Origin of the sequence: Streptomyces sp. NPDC058525 (assembly GCF_042719495.1) — a bacterium.
Taxonomy (GTDB): domain Bacteria; phylum Actinomycetota; class Actinomycetes; order Streptomycetales; family Streptomycetaceae; genus Streptomyces.
In genome coordinates this window covers 34876-49536 of sequence record NZ_JBHXNP010000011.1, presented here as the reverse complement: position 1 = coordinate 49536, position 14661 = coordinate 34876, and the positions used below count along the sequence as shown (strand labels likewise).

The following is a 14661-nucleotide window of genomic DNA, read 5'->3' as shown; positions in this document are numbered from 1 at the left end:
CCGGCGACCCGGTACCGCCTACGGGCTCGGCTCGGGCGGGCCGAACAGCTCGCCGCCCGCCCGGGCCCCGGCCCGGACCAGCGCCTCGGCCGCGTCCAGCGTCCCCGCGTCGTGCGCGGCGACCAGGAAGCCCAGCCACGGCGCGGGTTCGAAGGCGGCCGTCGGGATCGCCGGGACGAACACCGCGCCCAGCGCGGCGCACTCCCGCGCCAGCCCCGCGCACAGCTCGTCCAGCTGGGGCTCGGGCAGCCGCATGCCGAGCTCCACCCGGTCGGCGATCCGTACGAGGTGCCCGGCGCCCCGCAGCTCGTCGAGCCGGGCCGCCACCATGAAGGCGACGGACGGCCCGGTCAGGCGCAGGTTGGCCTCGGTCGGCGCGAGCCGCCCCTCGCCGGCGGTCACGAAGTCCACGTCGAACCAGCCCCGGTAGCCGCCGGCCGCCAGCTCCCGGCCCACCGCCGCTCCGAAGGCGCCGAGCGGCTTCTCCGCCCAGGCGGGCACCACCCCGGGCCCCACCGTGGCCCCCGCGTAGCAGCCGTCCCGTACGTCCATCACCGCCCCGCCGACCTCGTGCACCCGGCCGTCGGCGGCCACGAACCCGTCGTACGTGAGGTCGCGCGGCCCCTCGTCCCCCGCCGGGCCGTGCACGTACTCCTCCACCAGCAGCGGCCCGCGCGGCAGCCGCCGCAGCAGGGCCCGCGACCCGCCCGCCGCCCGGAGCTGCCCGGGACTGACCACCGTGGTGCCCGAACCCCCGACCCCGTGCTCCGACTTGAGCACGCTGCTCTCGCCCGCCCCGGCCCGGGCGGACAGCAGCCGGGCCGCCGCCCACCGGGTGGCGGGCCGCCACTGCGCGGGGAGCACGATGTCCGGATGCCCGCCCTCCGCCAGGATCCGGCCGAACAGCCCGTGCGCCGCCGACTTCGACTCGTACCGCAGCTCCGCGGGCTCCCACGGCCGCCCGGCCAGCCGCCCGAACGGCCGGGTCAGCCCCCACGGTACGAGCGGCAGCCCGGCCCCCGTCAGCCGCGCGGCGAGCGCCGGCCGCTCCCGTACGCGGTCCAGCAGCCCCGGACCCCGCTCGACCAGCCCGTCGTACACCTCCACCCCGGTCCAGCCGAGCTGGCGGCAGACCAGCTCGGTCCAGCCCCGCGGCACCGGCCGGGGCAGCACCAGGGCAGCCGGGCGGGGACTGTAGAAGGCGGCCAGGCAGGCGTAGTGGTGCGCGGCCGCCTGCTCCCGGTCCAGCGTGGCGTCGGCGAACTGGGCGTTGAACTCGGCCACGTTGCCCAGGTGCACGGCCTTGCCGCCCCCGGTCCAGGCTCGTGCCCAGGCGGCGAGCGGGGCGGGGGACACCTCGAAGCGCACCAGCCCGTCGGGGCCACCCGGCGCGGCCACCGCCCCCATCGCCCGGTAGAAGCCGGCCGCGTGCGGATCGGAGTCGATCACCAGCCGGCGCACCCCCAGCTCCGCCGCCCGGCGCAGTACGTCCCGGTACAGCAGCTGCCCCACGCCCCGCCCGATGGCCCGCGGCTCCACGAACAGCAGCCCCAGCGAGGCGTGCGGGGCGGTCCCGTCCAGGGAGGCCAGCCCGAGCACCGTCCCCGCGTCGTCCTCGGCCACGGCGATCCGGCAGGACGCCACGTCAGCGGGCCGGATCCGCAGTTCCCCGGCCCAGGCGGCGAGGGCCTCCGGCCGGTACCCCCAGTACGCCTTCGACCGCATCACCAGCCCCGTCAGAGCCTCCGCCTCGGCCGCCCGCGCGCCCCTGACCTTTGCCAATTGCCGACCTCCCCATGGTCCGCGACAGGGCCGTGCGATAGATTCGGCCAGCCCACGGCACATCATTTCCCACCTACGCGGAGACAGGCTTCTCAATGAGCGACATCATCAACGGACTTGGCCGCACCAGCGCGTACGGCGCCCTCGGCCTCGTGCTGCTGATCCTCGGCATAGTCCTCGTGGACGTGCTGACGCCCGGGAAGCTCCCCAAGCAGATCTGGGAGGAGCGCAACCGGAACGCGGCCCTCTTCCTCAGCTCCGCGCTCCTCGGCATCGGCGGGATCGTGTTCACCTCGATCTGGACCACCTACGAGGACTTCGGCAAGGGCCTGCTGTCGACCGCGGCCTTCGGCCTGCTCGGCCTGATCCTGATGGCCGTGGCCTTCCTGGTGCTCGACCTGGTGACCCCGGGCAAGCTCGGCGCCATCGTCGTCGACCCGGAGCCCCACCCGGCGGTCTGGGTCTCCTCGGCCTGCAACCTGGCCGTGGCCGCGATCGTGGCGGCCTCGATCGCCTGACACCGGCACGAAAGAGAGCGCCGCTCCCCACCGGGAGCGGCGCTCTCTTCCGTGATCGGCGAGGCACGGCTCGGCGCGGCAGGGCACGGCACCCTCTACGCCAGCCCCAGCGCGAACACCGCGAACCCCGCCGCCAGCAGCCCCGCCACGGTCCTGCGCACCGCCGGAGCCGTGCGCCCCTCCCGCGCCGGACCCTCGAACCGCTTCGCGTAGCGGGCGATGACGACCAGCAGCACCGCGAACACCGGCATCCACGCCAGCCGCCCCGCGATCCAGCCCAGGCTGTCCGGCGCCGTCGTCAGCCCCGTCACCCCCGCCACCCCGCCCAGGAACGAACCGGGAACGGCCGCGGCCAGCATGGCCGTCTGGTGCCAGCACAGGATCGTCATCGCGCACAGGTTGACCACGACCACCGGCGCCCACAGGGCGGGCCGCGCCAGCAGCCTCGCCAGCCGGTCGCGCAGCAGGATCGCGGCGCCCGACTGGGCCGCCGCCAGGGCCAGTACGAGCAGCGACGGCGGATGCGAGTTGGTCCGCGCCTCACCCGGCACGCCGACCATCGACGCCGGGTAGTGGAAGACCACGAGCAGCGCCGTGAACAGCAGCGTCCCGCCGACCAGCAGCAGCCGGCCCCCGCGCCGCCCGATCCGCCCCTCACCCCAGCCGACACCCAGCTGGTAGGCGAACAGCCAGCCCGGCAGGATGTTGAGCAGCGACACCCAGCCCGGCACCGAGCCGGCGAGCGGCCCGTAGCGCAGGAAGTCCACCACGGCGACCGAGGCGAGCAGCGGAGCCGCCGCCCAGCCGCCGAGCCGGCCCGCGGCCCGCACGCAGTACGGGGTCAGCGCGGTGATCACCACATACACCCCGACGAACCACAACGGCTGGATCACCAGAGTCGCCCCGGTCCGCAGCGTCGCCTCCGGCACCCCGGCCGCGTACAGCACGGGCGCGGCCAGCGCCCACACCGCCGTGACCCCGAGCACCGGCCGCCCCAGCCGGACGACCCGACCCTTCAGCCACGCACCGGCCGAGCCCGTGCGGCGCCGGAAGGACAGCGCCGAGGCGTAGCCGCCGACCAGGAAGAAGATGCCGAGCATCTGGAGCACCCAGCTCGCCGGGGCCAGTGCGCCGAACTCCGACAGCGGACTGGCGTTGTGCAGGCCGCCGTCGGCGTCGAGGGTGAACCCGCCGAGCAGCCAGTGGCCCGTCGGCACGGCCAGCAGCGCCAGGGCGCGCAGCCCGTCGACCGCCCGGTCGCGATGGGCCGGTGTCCGCCGCTCGATCCGCTCCGCGCCCTGCTTCAGCAGGGTGAGCGTGCCCGTCGCCGTCATCGGACCTCTCCCGCCGCGATCGCGGCGAACGCCGCCAGGGACTGGGTGCCCGGTGCGAAGTAGCCGGTGTGGCCCCGCACATCGGAGGCGGGCACCCGGCGGGCGCCGAAGGCCGCTGAGGTGGGGTCGGCGCCGTGGCCGATCCCGGCGAGCTCGACGTTCGGCACGTCGGCGATCCAGTCGGAGGGTCCGCGGGCCGCCCATACCCGGGCGCCGGTGTGCAGTCCGGCCGCGGTGGCGGCGCGCATGCCGGGCGAGCCGAAGGCCACGATGTCGGCGGCGTCCGTGTGCCGGGCCGCCAGCCCGCAGACCACGGAGCCGTAGCTGTGGCAGAACAGCACCGGGTCGGGTGCGCCGACCGCGTCCAGCCCCGCCGTGAACCGGGCCAGGCGGACCGCCCCGGCCTCGGCCAGCCGGCCGTCGGCCGCGTCCAGGCCGACCCCGACCGGGGTGGTGTATCCGGTCCACGCGATGACCGCGGTGGATGCGCCGGCCGCCGTGCGCAGCGCCCGGGCCATCCCGGCCGGGCCGCTGGCGGCCCCGCGCCGGGCGTCGTGGCGGGTGGCGTCGTTGTCCGACCCCGGCACGATCACCGAGACGTGCGCCGCCCGCTCCAGGTCCCCGAACACCTCGGCGACCTGGCCCCGGCCGCGCGGGTCGAAGGCCAGGATCTGCCGGTCCGGCGCGCCGAGCGAGGCGTAGCGGGCCTCACCCATCGCGGCGATCGCGATGCGATTGGCCTCGTACCGCAGGGGGAGCGGAGCCCCGTCCAGGTTCCCGACCACCAGCGGGTGGGACCGTACGAGCTCCCGCCGCGCGGCCCCGTCCAGCCCGGCGAAGAACCGGGCCACCTCGTACGGGGTCGCGGTCGCCGGATCGGGCAGCGCCCGGCCGGACACCGTGTCGGCCCGCCAGGCGGCGGCGCCGGGCGGCGGCCCGGTGACCGCCCGCTGACTGTCGCCGGAGGCCCACCCCGCGGTCCCCCCGACGACGGCGACCGCCAGCGCGGCCGCGACCATCGTCCTTCCGAAGCGGCGCATGCCCCTTCTCCTCTCCTCGTGACGAGGTGGAAGGTAGGAAGGAGGTACCGGACCGTACGTCGGACCGTGGAGCCAAGTCGGATGTCATACCCCGGTAGGGGGTGGAGGAGAAGCCGCCGTGCTCAGCCGGAGTCGCCCGGCCGCACCACGCCCGCCTCGTACGCGAAGATCACCGCCTGCGCCCGGTCGCGCAGGTCGAGCTTGGCCAGCACCCGCCCGATGTGCGTCTTGACCGTCTGCTCCGCGAGCACCAGATGGCCCGCGATCTCCTGGTTCGACAGCCCGCGCGCGATGAGCTCCAGCACCTCGGTCTCCCGGGGAGTGAGGCCGTTCAGCCGCAGCGCCGGATCCTTGCGCGGCGCAGGACGCTGCTGCACGAAGTCGGCGATCAGCCGCCGCGTCACCGAGGGCGCCAGCAGCGCCTCGCCCGAGGCGACGACCCGTACGGCGGCGATCAGGTCGGCCGGGGGCGCGTCCTTGAGCAGGAACCCGGAGGCGCCGGCGCGCAGCGCCTCGTACACGTAGTCGTCGATGTCGAAGGTGGTCAGCATCAGCACCTTCGGCCGGTGCACCACCCCGGGCGGCGGGTCGAGGAGCTCCCGGGCCGCCGTGAGCCCGTCCATCTCCGGCATCCGCACGTCCATCAGCACCACGTCGGGGTGCGTGGAGCGGGAGACCTGCACTCCCTGCCGGCCGTCGGGCGCCTCGCCCACCACGTCGATGTCGGCCTGCGCCGACAGCAGTGCGGCGAAACCGGCCCGCACCATGGCCTGGTCGTCGACGATGATCACGCGGATGGTCAACTCAAGTCCTCGTCAGGGGTGTTCAGGGGCAGGCGGGCGGCGACCCGGAAGCCGCCGTCGGGCAGCGGACCGGTGTCCAGCGTCCCGCCGGTCAACCGTACGCGCTCCCGCATCCCCACCAGGCCGTGCCCGGTGCCCGAACTCTCCAGCGCCACCACGGCGTCCGGGGCCGGGCCGTTGACCACGAGCACCAGTACCTCGTCCTCGTCCACGGTCACCGAGACCCGGGCCGCGGCCCCGGGCGCGTGCCGGACCACATTGGCGAGCGCCTCCTGCACGATCCGGTACGCCGACAGGTCCACGGCGGGCGGGGCCGCCTCGGCCGCGCCGGTCGCCAGCGACAACTCCACCGGCTGCCCGGCCCGTACGGTCGCCTCCACCAGCTGCTGGATCCGGCCGATCCCCGGCTGCGGGGCCTTCTCGCCCTCGGCCCGCTCCGTACCGTCCCCGCGCAGCACGGTCAGCAGCCGGCGCATTTCGCCCAGCGACTCCCGGGCACTGGCCGCGATCGCCTCGAACTCCTCCCGTACCGGCTCCGGCATGCCCGGCAGCCGGTACGGCGCGGAATCGGCCTGCACGGTGATCACCGACATGTGGTGGGCCACCACGTCGTGCAACTCCCGGGCGATGCGGGTCCGTTCCTCCAGCAGCGTCCGCCGGGCCCGCTCCGCGTCGCTGATGCTCTCCTGCTCGGCGATCCGCTGCTGCGCGTCGCCCAGCCCGCGCAGCGCGCCCGTCAGCGCCAGCACGACCCCGCCGAGCACGAACATCAGCGCGGCGGTGTTCATCGAGCCCGTCGGCTGGAAGAAGCCCAGCACCGCCCCGACCGCGCCGGTGGCCAGCCACACCCCGACCAGGGTCCGGATGGACTCGCGCAGCCCCAGGCACGCCATCAGCAGCAGATAGCCGACGATGACCATCGGCGGCCACGGCCAGACCTGCGACCCCACCCGTTCGGCGTGGGTCAGCAGCATCGCGCCGATGGTGTCGGCGAGCAGGATCACGGCCCAGGCGTGCACGGGCCGGGTCACGGCGAGCAGCAGCGGCACGGTCTGCGCCACGCCCAGCGCGCCCGCCCAGCCGCCGCTCAGCCCGTAGTCGTTGGACAGCACGGTGATGGTCACCGGCAGCAGGGTGACCACGAAGATGCCGACCACGGCGAACGGCAGCATCCGCTGCCAGGCCCTGGGCGCCCGCGCGAACAGGGGCTGGGCCGCCCCGGCGGGCGAGCGCAGCACCACGGCCAGCTGCGCCAGCGCCCCGGGCACCCGGGGCCGGGGCCCGGGGGAGGACGGCGGGACGGTACGGCCGCGTTCGCGGGTCCGGCGCGGCAGCCGGAAACGGGCTTTGTCGCTCATGATCGGGCCAGCCTATGCGCAACGGAACGGGGGGATAGGCTGCTCGCCGGACGATCACGGGGGACGGGGAGCCGGTACGGATGGGTGGGGCGGCCGCGCTGGAGAAGCTGGTCCCGGTGCTGCTGGCCTTCGGCGGCGGGGTCCTGCTGGCCCGCCGAAAGGCCGTTCCGGCCGAGGCCTCCAAGGCGTTCTCCGACTACGCCTTCCTGTTCGCCGTGCCCTGCTACCTCTTCGGCAACATCTACGCCGGCGACCTGGCGGCCCTGTTCGACTGGCGGGCGATCGGCGGCTACGCCGGGGCGGCCGCCCTCGCGGTGGCGGCGGTCGCGGCGACGGCCGTGGCCCACGGGATCCGGGAACCCAGGGCCGTGGCCCTGCGCGTCATGGCGGGGGTCCAGGTGAACACCGCGTACTTCGCCGTCCCCGTCTTCATCACCGTGTTCGGGACGGCGGCCCCGATCTTCCCGATCCTGCTGTTCCAGGTGTGCGTGCTGTCCCTGTCGGTCATCTGCGTGATGGAGCTGGGCCGGGCGGGCGCCGCCGCGGGCGGCCCGGGACGGCGCCTGGCCCGCGCCGTCGGCGCCTCGCTCGCCACCCCGCTGGTCCTCGCCTGCAACGCGGGCATCGTGCTCAACCTGCTGTCCGTGCACGTCCCGGCCGTGGTCCTGGACGGTGCCGCCTTCGTCGGCGACAGCGCCTCCCCGGTGGCCCTGTTCGCCCTAGGCCTCCACCTCGGCGGCCTCGGCCTGCACCTGCGGGGCACCACCCGCGAGGAACTGTCCCTGATCGCCTTCAAATGCCTGGCCTTCCCCCTGCTGACCTGGGTGGTGTGCGGGGCGCTGGTCGGCTTACGGGGCGAGTGGCTCGCGTACCTCGTCCTGCTGGCCGCGATGCCGACCCCGCAGAACCTGTTCATCTTCGCCCAGCGCTACGACGTGGGCGTCGAACTCTCCGCGTCAATAGTGATCAAAACCTCCCTGGCCTCCCTCCTCCTGCTCCCCTTGTGGCTCCACACCGTGGCCTGACGGCGACCCCGGTCGTTGAGGCGGTATGGAACTGCCGACCATCGCGGCGCCGGGCGTCGGGGAACGGGCCGATGCCGTGGCCGATGCCGCGTGCCACCTCTACGACACCGTCGCGCCCTGGCGGACCGGTGCGCCGGGAGGGTGGAGCCGGACCGCCGCCGAGGATGCCGCCGAGGCCATCGAGACCACCGCGCACGCCCTCGCGCACATCGACCCGGAGGCCGAGGTGGTGCTCGCGCCGGTCCATGCCGCGCTCGCCGACCTGCGTCGCAGGCTCGGACTCGCGCCCGCCGACCCGCTGACCGCCGCCGGACTCCCGGCGACCCCGCGCACCGTCGGCAATCCGCGCCGGACGCGGTGGGTCCGGGTGCTCACCCCGCCTTTGCCCCGGCAACCGCCTTCGCGTACAACTTCCTGATGTCGGCGCCGAAGTAGGAGCTGTACGAGGTGTCGGCGGTGTCCCCGCCCGTCTTCCAGCCGCCGATCACCCCGATCACGTCACCGGTCCTGGTGCGGGCGTCGTAGCGGATCAGGAACGGGCCGCCGCTGGTCCCGCCGGGATAGCCCGTGCAGTGGATCCGCAGGAACGAGCCCGGGATCCGGGCGTCCTTGCTGGTGAACTTCGTCGTGCGGTTGACGCACCGGCGCGGGCGGGCCGCCGAGGACGGGTGGCCGATCAGCGTGACCTGCGGATGTGCGTAAGCGGCCCCGGTGACCAGGCGGTTCCCGCCGACCACGCTCTGCACCGGCACTCCGCGGGCGTTCGGCCCCACCTGCGCGAAGGCCACGTCCAGCGCCGCCGCGCGGTCGGGGCCCTGCGACCGGTAGCGCGGGTCGATCCAGATCCGGGAGCGCCCGGCGGCGTCCCGCAGGACGGGGAACATCCCGTACGGCTGGGGTTTCGCGCGCGTGTAGCGCGGTACGAACGCCACCCGCTGGGCGTCCGCGCCGAGCAGGCAGTGTGCCGCGCTGAGGACCAGGTTGCGGCCCGGGGAGGCGACCACGCTCGCGGTGCAGAAGTACCGCCCGGCGCCCTTGACCACGAACATCCGGCCGACGACCGGGATGCCGTCGAAGTTCTGGCCGACGCCGGGCGCCGCGGCGGCCGGCCTCCGGACAGGAGGAGGGGTGGGGGGAGGGGTGGGCGGGGTGGGCGTTGACGGGGGTGCGGGGGCCGGTGGGGTTCCGGTCGTCGGCACGGCGGCCGGCGGGGCCGGCTCCGGCGGGGGCAGCGGGGCGGCCGATGCCATCCGCTCGGGGGTCCAGTAGGCCTGCGCCTCCCGGGCCGACCACCCGCCCGCCGCCGCCTCGGCGCCGGGCAGCGGCCCGGCCGGCAGCAGCAGGGCGGCGACCGCCGCCGCCATCGTCAACGTACGTCGCATGCGGTCTCCTAGAGCGCCTGGGGGAAGCGGAACAACCGGTCGGGGTCGTAGGCACGGCGGACGTCTTGCAGCCGGGAGAGGTTCGGCCCGTAGTAGGCCCCGCGCCAGCCGTCGAGCCGCGGATCGGTGTAGTTCTGGTACGCCCGGCCGCTCGCCCAGGGGCGCAGGTCCTGCCAGAGCCCGTCGAGCCAGGCCCGGTGCCGGTCCACGTCGGCGGCCGTCGCGGACCGCGGCCAGTAGGCGAGGTACTGGGCGAGGAAGGCGCTGTCGCGGTGGACGAAGGCGGTGTCGGAGGGCGCGACCCGGTTCAGGGCGCCGCCGCAGACCCCGTCGAACTGCACCACTCCCATGCCGCCGTGGGGAACCGCGGAGCCGTACCGCCGGACGGCGGCCAGCACCGCGCCGATCGCGGCGTCCGGCAGCCCGGCTCCCGTCCAGAAGTCGGAGCGCGCCGCGTACGAGTCCCGGCCCAGCAGGCCCCGCGGGTCGCGGCCGGGCAGGGTGCCCGGCAGCCGGCACTGCTCGGCGCTGCGCTCCAGGCAGCCGGACAGGGTCCGTACGGTGTCCCCGTAGCTCCGTACGACGCTCCGGCCGTCCCGCACCGGCCGGCCGACCAGGTCCGACAGACGGGTCAGCTGCCGGTCCAGCTCGGCGCGCCCGTCGAGGCAGACCACCCGCACCGCCGGGGGCGGCGCCGCGGATCCGGCCTCGACCGTGAACTCGACCTGGCTCCAGAACGGGTCCGGGAGTCCGGACAGCCAGCGCTGCCAGCCGCGCAGGACCGCCGCCGAGTCCCCGTCGGGCCAGTGGAGTTCCGCGAAGGCGCAGTCGCCCGCCGGGTGGGTGCGCAGCCGGAATTCGGTGACCACCCCGAAGTTGCCGCCCCCGCCGCCCCGCAGGGCCCAGAACAGGTCCGGGTCGCGGTCCCCGGACACCTCGCGGACGGCCCCGTCGGGGGTGACCACCCGGGCGGCGGTGAGCCGGTCGCAGGTGGCCCCGTACGCCCGCGAGGCCAGTCCCAGGCCGCCGCCGAGGGTGAGTCCGGCGATGCCGACGGAGGGGCAGAGCCCGGTCGGGACGGCGAGCCCGCGCCCGGCGAGGGCGGCGTTCACGTCCCCGAGCCGGGCCCCCGCGCCGATCCGTACGCCGTCCCCGTCGACCCCGACCGCGGCCATCGCCCCGACGTCGAGGACCAGCCCGCCGGCGCGGGTCGACCAGCCCGCATAGCCGTGCCCGCCGCCCCGGGCGACCACGGGCGCGGCCGTGCGCCGGGCGAAGTCCAGGCAGGCGGCCACGTCGTCGGCGTGCGCGGGATAGGCCACCGCGGCCGGGGCCACGGAGTCGTACCGGGGCTGGAACAGCTGCCGGGCCTCGGGGTAGTCCGGGTCGCCGGGGAGCACCAGCCGCCCGTCGATGCCGCGTGCGAGCGCGGCGTAGTCGGGGCCGCGGCCGGCCGCGCCCACGGAGGCGAGTGCGGCCGCGGCCGCACTGCCCAGCACCTGGCGCCGACGGAGGCTCATGCCCCCTTCCTGCCACCGCCCGCACCGATCGGCGTGAAGGCGGGCCCCCACACACCGGGCTGACCCCCGAACGGCCCACGGCCGGCCGACGAGGGTCGGCCGGCCGTGGGACCGGTCGGTTCCGGCGAGCCGGCGAGCGGGCGAGCCGGCCGTGGGGCGGGTGGCTGCCGCTGGGTGCCGGTGGCTGCCGGTCGGGCCGGTGCGGGCCGGTGCGGGCCGGTCGGCCCGTGCGGGCTGCGGTCAGTCGGTGCCGAACTCCATCGCGGCGCGGTCGAGCATCTGCTCGTCGTCGCCCTCGGCCTGCCCGCGGGAGGCGATGACCTCGGCGCCGCCCTCCGGCATCGCACCGATCAGCCCCGTGGACGCGGCCTGGGCCGCGCCGATGAGGGTCTCGTGGGTGTTGCCGACGATGCCGAGAGCCGCGTACTGCTCCAGCTTGGCGCGGGAGTCGGCGATGTCGAGGTTGCGCATGGTGAGCTGGCCGATCCGGTCGACCGGGCCGAACGCCGAGTCCTCGGTGCGCTCCATGGACAGCTTGTCCGGGTGGTAGCTGAACGAGGGGCCGGTGGTGTCGAGGATCGAGTAGTCCTCGCCGCGACGCAGCCGCAGGGTGACCTCGCCGGTGACGGCCGCGCCGACCCAGCGCTGGAGCGACTCGCGGATCATCAGGGCCTGCGGGTCGAGCCAGCGGCCCTCGTACATGAGCCGGCCGAGGCGGCGGCCCTCGTTGTGGTACTGGGCGAGGGTGTCCTCGTTGTGGATCGCGTTGACGAGGCGCTCGTACGCGGCGTGCAGCAGGGCCATGCCCGGGGCCTCGTAGATGCCGCGGCTCTTGGCCTCGATGATCCGGTTCTCGATCTGGTCCGACATGCCCAGGCCGTGGCGGCCGCCGACGGCGTTGGCCTCCATGACCAGCTCGACGGGGGAGGCGAACTCCTTGCCGTTGATGGTCACGGGGCGGCCCTGGTCGAAGCCGATGGTCACGTCCTCGGCCGGGATTTCGACCGAGGGGTCCCAGAACCGCACGCCCATGATCGGCTCGACGGTCTCCACGCCGGTGTCCAGGTGCTCCAGGGTCTTGGCCTCGTGGGTGGCGCCCCAGATGTTGGCGTCGGTGGAGTACGCCTTCTCGGTGCTGTCGCGGTAGGGGAGGTCGTGGGCGAGCAGCCACTCCGACATCTCCTTGCGGCCGCCGAGCTCGGTGACGAAGTCCGCGTCGAGCCACGGCTTGTAGATGCGCAGGTGCGGGTTGGCGAGCAGGCCGTAGCGGTAGAACCGCTCGATGTCGTTGCCCTTGAAGGTGGAGCCGTCGCCCCAGATCTGCACGTCGTCCTCGAGCATCGCCCGGACCAGCAGGGTGCCGGTGACGGCGCGGCCGAGCGGCGTGGTGTTGAAGTACGCGCGCCCGCCGGACCGGATGTGGAACGCGCCGCAGGTGAGCGCCGCCAGGCCCTCCTCGACCAGCGCGGCACGGCAGTCGACCAGGCGCGCGATCTCGGCGCCGTACGCCGTCGCGCGGCCGGGCACCGACGCGATGTCGGGCTCGTCGTACTGGCCGATGTCGGCGGTGTAGGTGCACGGGACGGCACCCTTGTCGCGCATCCACGCGACCGCGACGGAGGTGTCGAGTCCGCCGGAGAAGGCGATGCCGACGCGCTCGCCGGTGGGCAGGGAGGTGAGAACCTTAGACATAGGAAGAGTATGCGTCATCCTGCATGATCATGCAACGTGGCTCGGCTGTGGCTCAGTCGTGGCTCTCCCGCGGCTCTGCCGAACCTCTTCCCCGGATCACGGCTTGCGTGCCAGCACGAAGCCCTGCGGGCACTCCTCGTCCCCGTCAGGCTCGCGGACCATGCGGGCCACCTCGGCCAGTCCGGCCCGGGCCAGCCGCTCGGCGACCAGGCCCGGCGGCGTCCGGTGGACGTCGGTCCTGGCGCCGGGCGGCCAGCAGGCGAGGACCCCGCCGAGCACGCCGTCCGCGATGTCGAGCGCCGGCATGGAACCCACCTCGAAGCGCAGCCCCGGATAGGTCCGGCGGGCCACCGCCACCATCGCGGGGGACAGGTCGACGCCGAAGGCCCGTACGCCCAGTGCGTCGAGGTGCGCCGTCACGCGGCCCGGACCGCAGCCGAGGTCCGCGACCGCGCGGCCGCCGCCGCCCGCCTCGCCGCGCACGTGCTCGGCGAACGCGGCCAGCATGGCCCGGTCCAGCGGTCTGCGGGACAGCTCCGTGCCGAACCGCCGCGCGTAGTCGAGGGCTACGGCGTCATAGGCGGCCCGCACGGCACTCAGGTTCGAGGTGTCTGTCATGCTCCCGGACGGTAGCCCGATCGGGTGCGCGGCTCACCCCCTGGCCAGCGGATTGGGCAGCTCCGTCCACTGGTCGCCCGGCACGCCGGGACTCAGCCGCATCAGCGTGAGCGCCTTGGTGGGCAGCCCGCCGGTCAGCAGGGCCTCGGTGTCGGCGGTGGCCGGCAGTCCGGCCGTCCCGGCGGCGAAGGCCTCGGCGAAGGCGTCGGCCGAGCCCGCCGTGGCACCGACCGCCCCCGTCAGCACGGAACCGAAGAGCTTGCGCCGCAGCACGGCCACGTCGTCGGTGACCAGCCGCCCGGACAGGGGCGGTACCGGCAGCCCGTGCCGGACCAGCCGGGCCGGGCTGATCCGGATGTCGGCGAGATCGCGGTAGACCAGCCGTACCGGGGCGCCCGTGGCCGACAGGACGACGAGGAGGTTCTGGCCGTGGGCCTCCAGGGCCACGCCGAGCTCCAGTACGCGCAAGGACACCGACAGCACGAGACGGGCGAACCCGGCCAGCCAGTCCGCCGAGCGCGCCGGCGGGAACCCGGCCAGCGCGGCCACCGGCAGCACCCGCTCGCCCGCCGCGGTGTCCGCGTACGCCTCGGGCGGCTCGCGCAGCACGGCCGCGAGGTCCGGGCTGTGGGCGGTGACCGCGCCCAGCGTGCGGGTGACGTGCAGTCGTCCGTCGAGCCGCTCCGACAGGGCCTGGGCGAAGGCGGACACGGCCGCCGCCGTCTCGATCGAGTAGCCGGAGATGTCCCGTACGGAGGAGGTCAGCCGGGTGCTGAGCGCCGTCTTGACGTGCGCCCCGCCCGCCACCGGGGCGAGCGTCCGCAGCGCCATCAGGGGGTGCGCCGCGAACCCGTCCCGTACGCGCTCGTGCGCCAGCACGTGCTCCGCCTGCCACGGATGCACCGGGACCAGGATCGACCCCCCGTCCCGCAGTTCCGCCGGCCAGTCGCCGGTGACCAGGCACTCCTCGGTCCGTACGGCGATCAGCCCGAGATCGACGACCGGCCGGTGCTCGGGCGCGTACGCCAGCTCCTCGGCCACCGAGAAGCCCGGCCGGGAACGGCAGTTCGGGTGGTAGGGATGCCCGTCGACCACCCGCTGCTCCCACTCCCGGGTGGTCCGCGGGGCGGGCTCCACGGCGTCCGGGGCCGCGTCCGGGGCCGCGGCAGGCTGTCCGGCCCGGGAGAGCGCCAGGGAGGCCGTGCTGCCGTCCAGCTCGGCGGCGAACTCCGCGCCGTGCGGCACCCCCAGAGCCTCCATCAGCCGGGCCGCCTGCCGGTGGGGCTTGCCGTCGAGCAGCAGCTCCCGCACGTACGGGGTGGTGGCGTAGGCGTCCGGCGGCGGGCCCTCCAGGCGGCCGCCCCCGGCCAGCAGCAGCGTCAGCCCGTCGGCGCCGCGCTCCCGGCCGAGCACCCACGGCAGCGGTTCGAAGGCCAGGGCCCGCCACAGCCGGGTCAGTACGGCGGACCGTGCCCCGCCGAGTGCGTCCGTGTACGCCGGTTCGAGCGCGGGGCGCACCGAGACCAGCTCTGCTGCGACTGCCTCTTCGGCGGGGGAAGCGGGAAAATACATGCTGGGAGCTCCGCACC

At 75.2% G+C, this 14661-nt stretch carries 13 protein-coding genes; 3 read left to right on the top strand and 10 right to left on the bottom strand.

Annotated features, from left to right (window positions below; genetic code table 11):
• Positions 1–18: 18 nt before the first annotated feature.
• Positions 19–1782: a GNAT family N-acetyltransferase gene (locus ACFWP3_RS08745; protein WP_384217719.1), complete on the bottom strand. Its 1764-nt coding sequence runs from the start codon at positions 1780–1782 to the stop codon at positions 19–21.
• Between the two features lie 95 nt (positions 1783–1877).
• Here ACFWP3_RS08745 and ACFWP3_RS08740 point away from each other — a divergent pair, with 95 nt between their 5' ends.
• On the top strand, positions 1878–2300 hold the full coding sequence (locus ACFWP3_RS08740) for a DUF350 domain-containing protein (protein WP_384217716.1): 423 nt from the start codon (positions 1878–1880) through the stop codon (positions 2298–2300).
• 95 nt (positions 2301–2395) lie between these two features.
• On the opposite strand, the gene ACFWP3_RS08735 is transcribed toward ACFWP3_RS08740, so the two are convergent.
• The 4 genes from ACFWP3_RS08735 to ACFWP3_RS08720 all read right to left on the bottom strand — a co-directional run bounded on the left by ACFWP3_RS08735 (position 2396) and on the right by ACFWP3_RS08720 (position 6835).
• Positions 2396–3634, bottom strand: coding sequence for an acyltransferase (locus ACFWP3_RS08735; protein ID WP_384217714.1), 1239 nt, complete (start codon positions 3632–3634; stop codon positions 2396–2398).
• Positions 3631–4674: an alpha/beta hydrolase gene (locus ACFWP3_RS08730; RefSeq protein ID WP_384217713.1), complete on the bottom strand. Its 1044-nt coding sequence runs from the start codon at positions 4672–4674 to the stop codon at positions 3631–3633. The genes ACFWP3_RS08735 and ACFWP3_RS08730 overlap by 4 nt, the downstream gene beginning before the upstream one ends.
• Before the next feature lie 122 nt (positions 4675–4796).
• Complete coding sequence (locus ACFWP3_RS08725; RefSeq protein ID WP_384217710.1) at positions 4797–5477, bottom strand: response regulator; 681 nt, start codon at positions 5475–5477, stop codon at positions 4797–4799.
• On the bottom strand, positions 5474–6835 hold the full coding sequence (locus ACFWP3_RS08720) for a histidine kinase (RefSeq protein ID WP_384217708.1): 1362 nt from the start codon (positions 6833–6835) through the stop codon (positions 5474–5476). Before ACFWP3_RS08720 ends, ACFWP3_RS08725 begins: the two co-directional genes overlap by 4 nt.
• A gap of 80 nt (positions 6836–6915) precedes the next feature.
• Between ACFWP3_RS08720 and ACFWP3_RS08715 the strand changes: the two genes are divergently transcribed.
• Together ACFWP3_RS08715 and ACFWP3_RS08710 are read left to right on the top strand one after the other, a co-directional pair.
• A complete protein-coding gene (locus tag ACFWP3_RS08715) occupies positions 6916–7860 on the top strand; it encodes an AEC family transporter (protein ID WP_384217705.1) in 945 nt (314 codons plus the stop codon).
• Positions 7861–7885: 25 nt separating this feature from the next.
• On the top strand, positions 7886–8278 hold the full coding sequence (locus ACFWP3_RS08710; protein WP_384217703.1) for a hypothetical protein: 393 nt from the start codon (positions 7886–7888) through the stop codon (positions 8276–8278).
• On the opposite strand, the gene ACFWP3_RS08705 is transcribed toward ACFWP3_RS08710, so the two are convergent.
• The 5 genes from ACFWP3_RS08705 to ACFWP3_RS08685 form a co-directional block, all read right to left on the bottom strand.
• On the bottom strand, positions 8232–9242 hold the full coding sequence (locus ACFWP3_RS08705; protein WP_384217700.1) for a trypsin-like peptidase domain-containing protein: 1011 nt from the start codon (positions 9240–9242) through the stop codon (positions 8232–8234). The genes ACFWP3_RS08710 and ACFWP3_RS08705 overlap by 47 nt on opposite strands.
• A gap of 8 nt (positions 9243–9250) precedes the next feature.
• The gene (locus tag ACFWP3_RS08700; protein WP_384217698.1) at positions 9251–10762 is read right to left on the bottom strand and encodes an FAD-binding oxidoreductase; all 1512 of its coding nucleotides are present in this window, start codon (positions 10760–10762) and stop codon (positions 9251–9253) included.
• Positions 10763–11002: 240 nt separating this feature from the next.
• On the bottom strand, positions 11003–12454 hold the full coding sequence (gene argG / locus ACFWP3_RS08695) for an argininosuccinate synthase (RefSeq protein WP_384217695.1): 1452 nt from the start codon (positions 12452–12454) through the stop codon (positions 11003–11005).
• Positions 12455–12550: 96 nt separating this feature from the next.
• A complete protein-coding gene (locus ACFWP3_RS08690; protein WP_384217693.1) occupies positions 12551–13072 on the bottom strand; it encodes a class I SAM-dependent methyltransferase in 522 nt (173 codons plus the stop codon).
• A gap of 33 nt (positions 13073–13105) precedes the next feature.
• The gene (locus ACFWP3_RS08685) at positions 13106–14644 is read right to left on the bottom strand and encodes an IucA/IucC family protein (protein WP_384217691.1); all 1539 of its coding nucleotides are present in this window, start codon (positions 14642–14644) and stop codon (positions 13106–13108) included.
• Between the last annotated feature and the right edge of the window lie 17 nt (positions 14645–14661).

Bases quoted from the DNA above. Each gene is read 5' to 3' on its own strand.
- ACFWP3_RS08740 (WP_384217716.1), top strand. From the start codon at position 1,878: ATGAGCGACATCATCAACGGACTTGGCCGCACCAGCGCGTACGGCGCC.
- ACFWP3_RS08735 (WP_384217714.1), bottom strand. From the start codon at position 3,634: ATGACGGCGACGGGCACGCTCACCCTGCTGAAGCAGGGCGCGGAGCGG.
- ACFWP3_RS08730 (WP_384217713.1), bottom strand. From the start codon at position 4,674: ATGCGCCGCTTCGGAAGGACGATGGTCGCGGCCGCGCTGGCGGTCGCC.
- ACFWP3_RS08720 (WP_384217708.1), bottom strand. From the start codon at position 6,835: ATGAGCGACAAAGCCCGTTTCCGGCTGCCGCGCCGGACCCGCGAACGC.
- ACFWP3_RS08715 (WP_384217705.1), top strand. From the start codon at position 6,916: ATGGGTGGGGCGGCCGCGCTGGAGAAGCTGGTCCCGGTGCTGCTGGCC.
- ACFWP3_RS08710 (WP_384217703.1), top strand. From the start codon at position 7,886: ATGGAACTGCCGACCATCGCGGCGCCGGGCGTCGGGGAACGGGCCGAT.
- ACFWP3_RS08705 (WP_384217700.1), bottom strand. From the start codon at position 9,242: ATGCGACGTACGTTGACGATGGCGGCGGCGGTCGCCGCCCTGCTGCTG.
- ACFWP3_RS08700 (WP_384217698.1), bottom strand. From the start codon at position 10,762: ATGAGCCTCCGTCGGCGCCAGGTGCTGGGCAGTGCGGCCGCGGCCGCA.
- argG (WP_384217695.1), bottom strand. From the start codon at position 12,454: ATGTCTAAGGTTCTCACCTCCCTGCCCACCGGCGAGCGCGTCGGCATC.
- ACFWP3_RS08690 (WP_384217693.1), bottom strand. From the start codon at position 13,072: ATGACAGACACCTCGAACCTGAGTGCCGTGCGGGCCGCCTATGACGCC.
- ACFWP3_RS08685 (WP_384217691.1), bottom strand. From the start codon at position 14,644: ATGTATTTTCCCGCTTCCCCCGCCGAAGAGGCAGTCGCAGCAGAGCTG.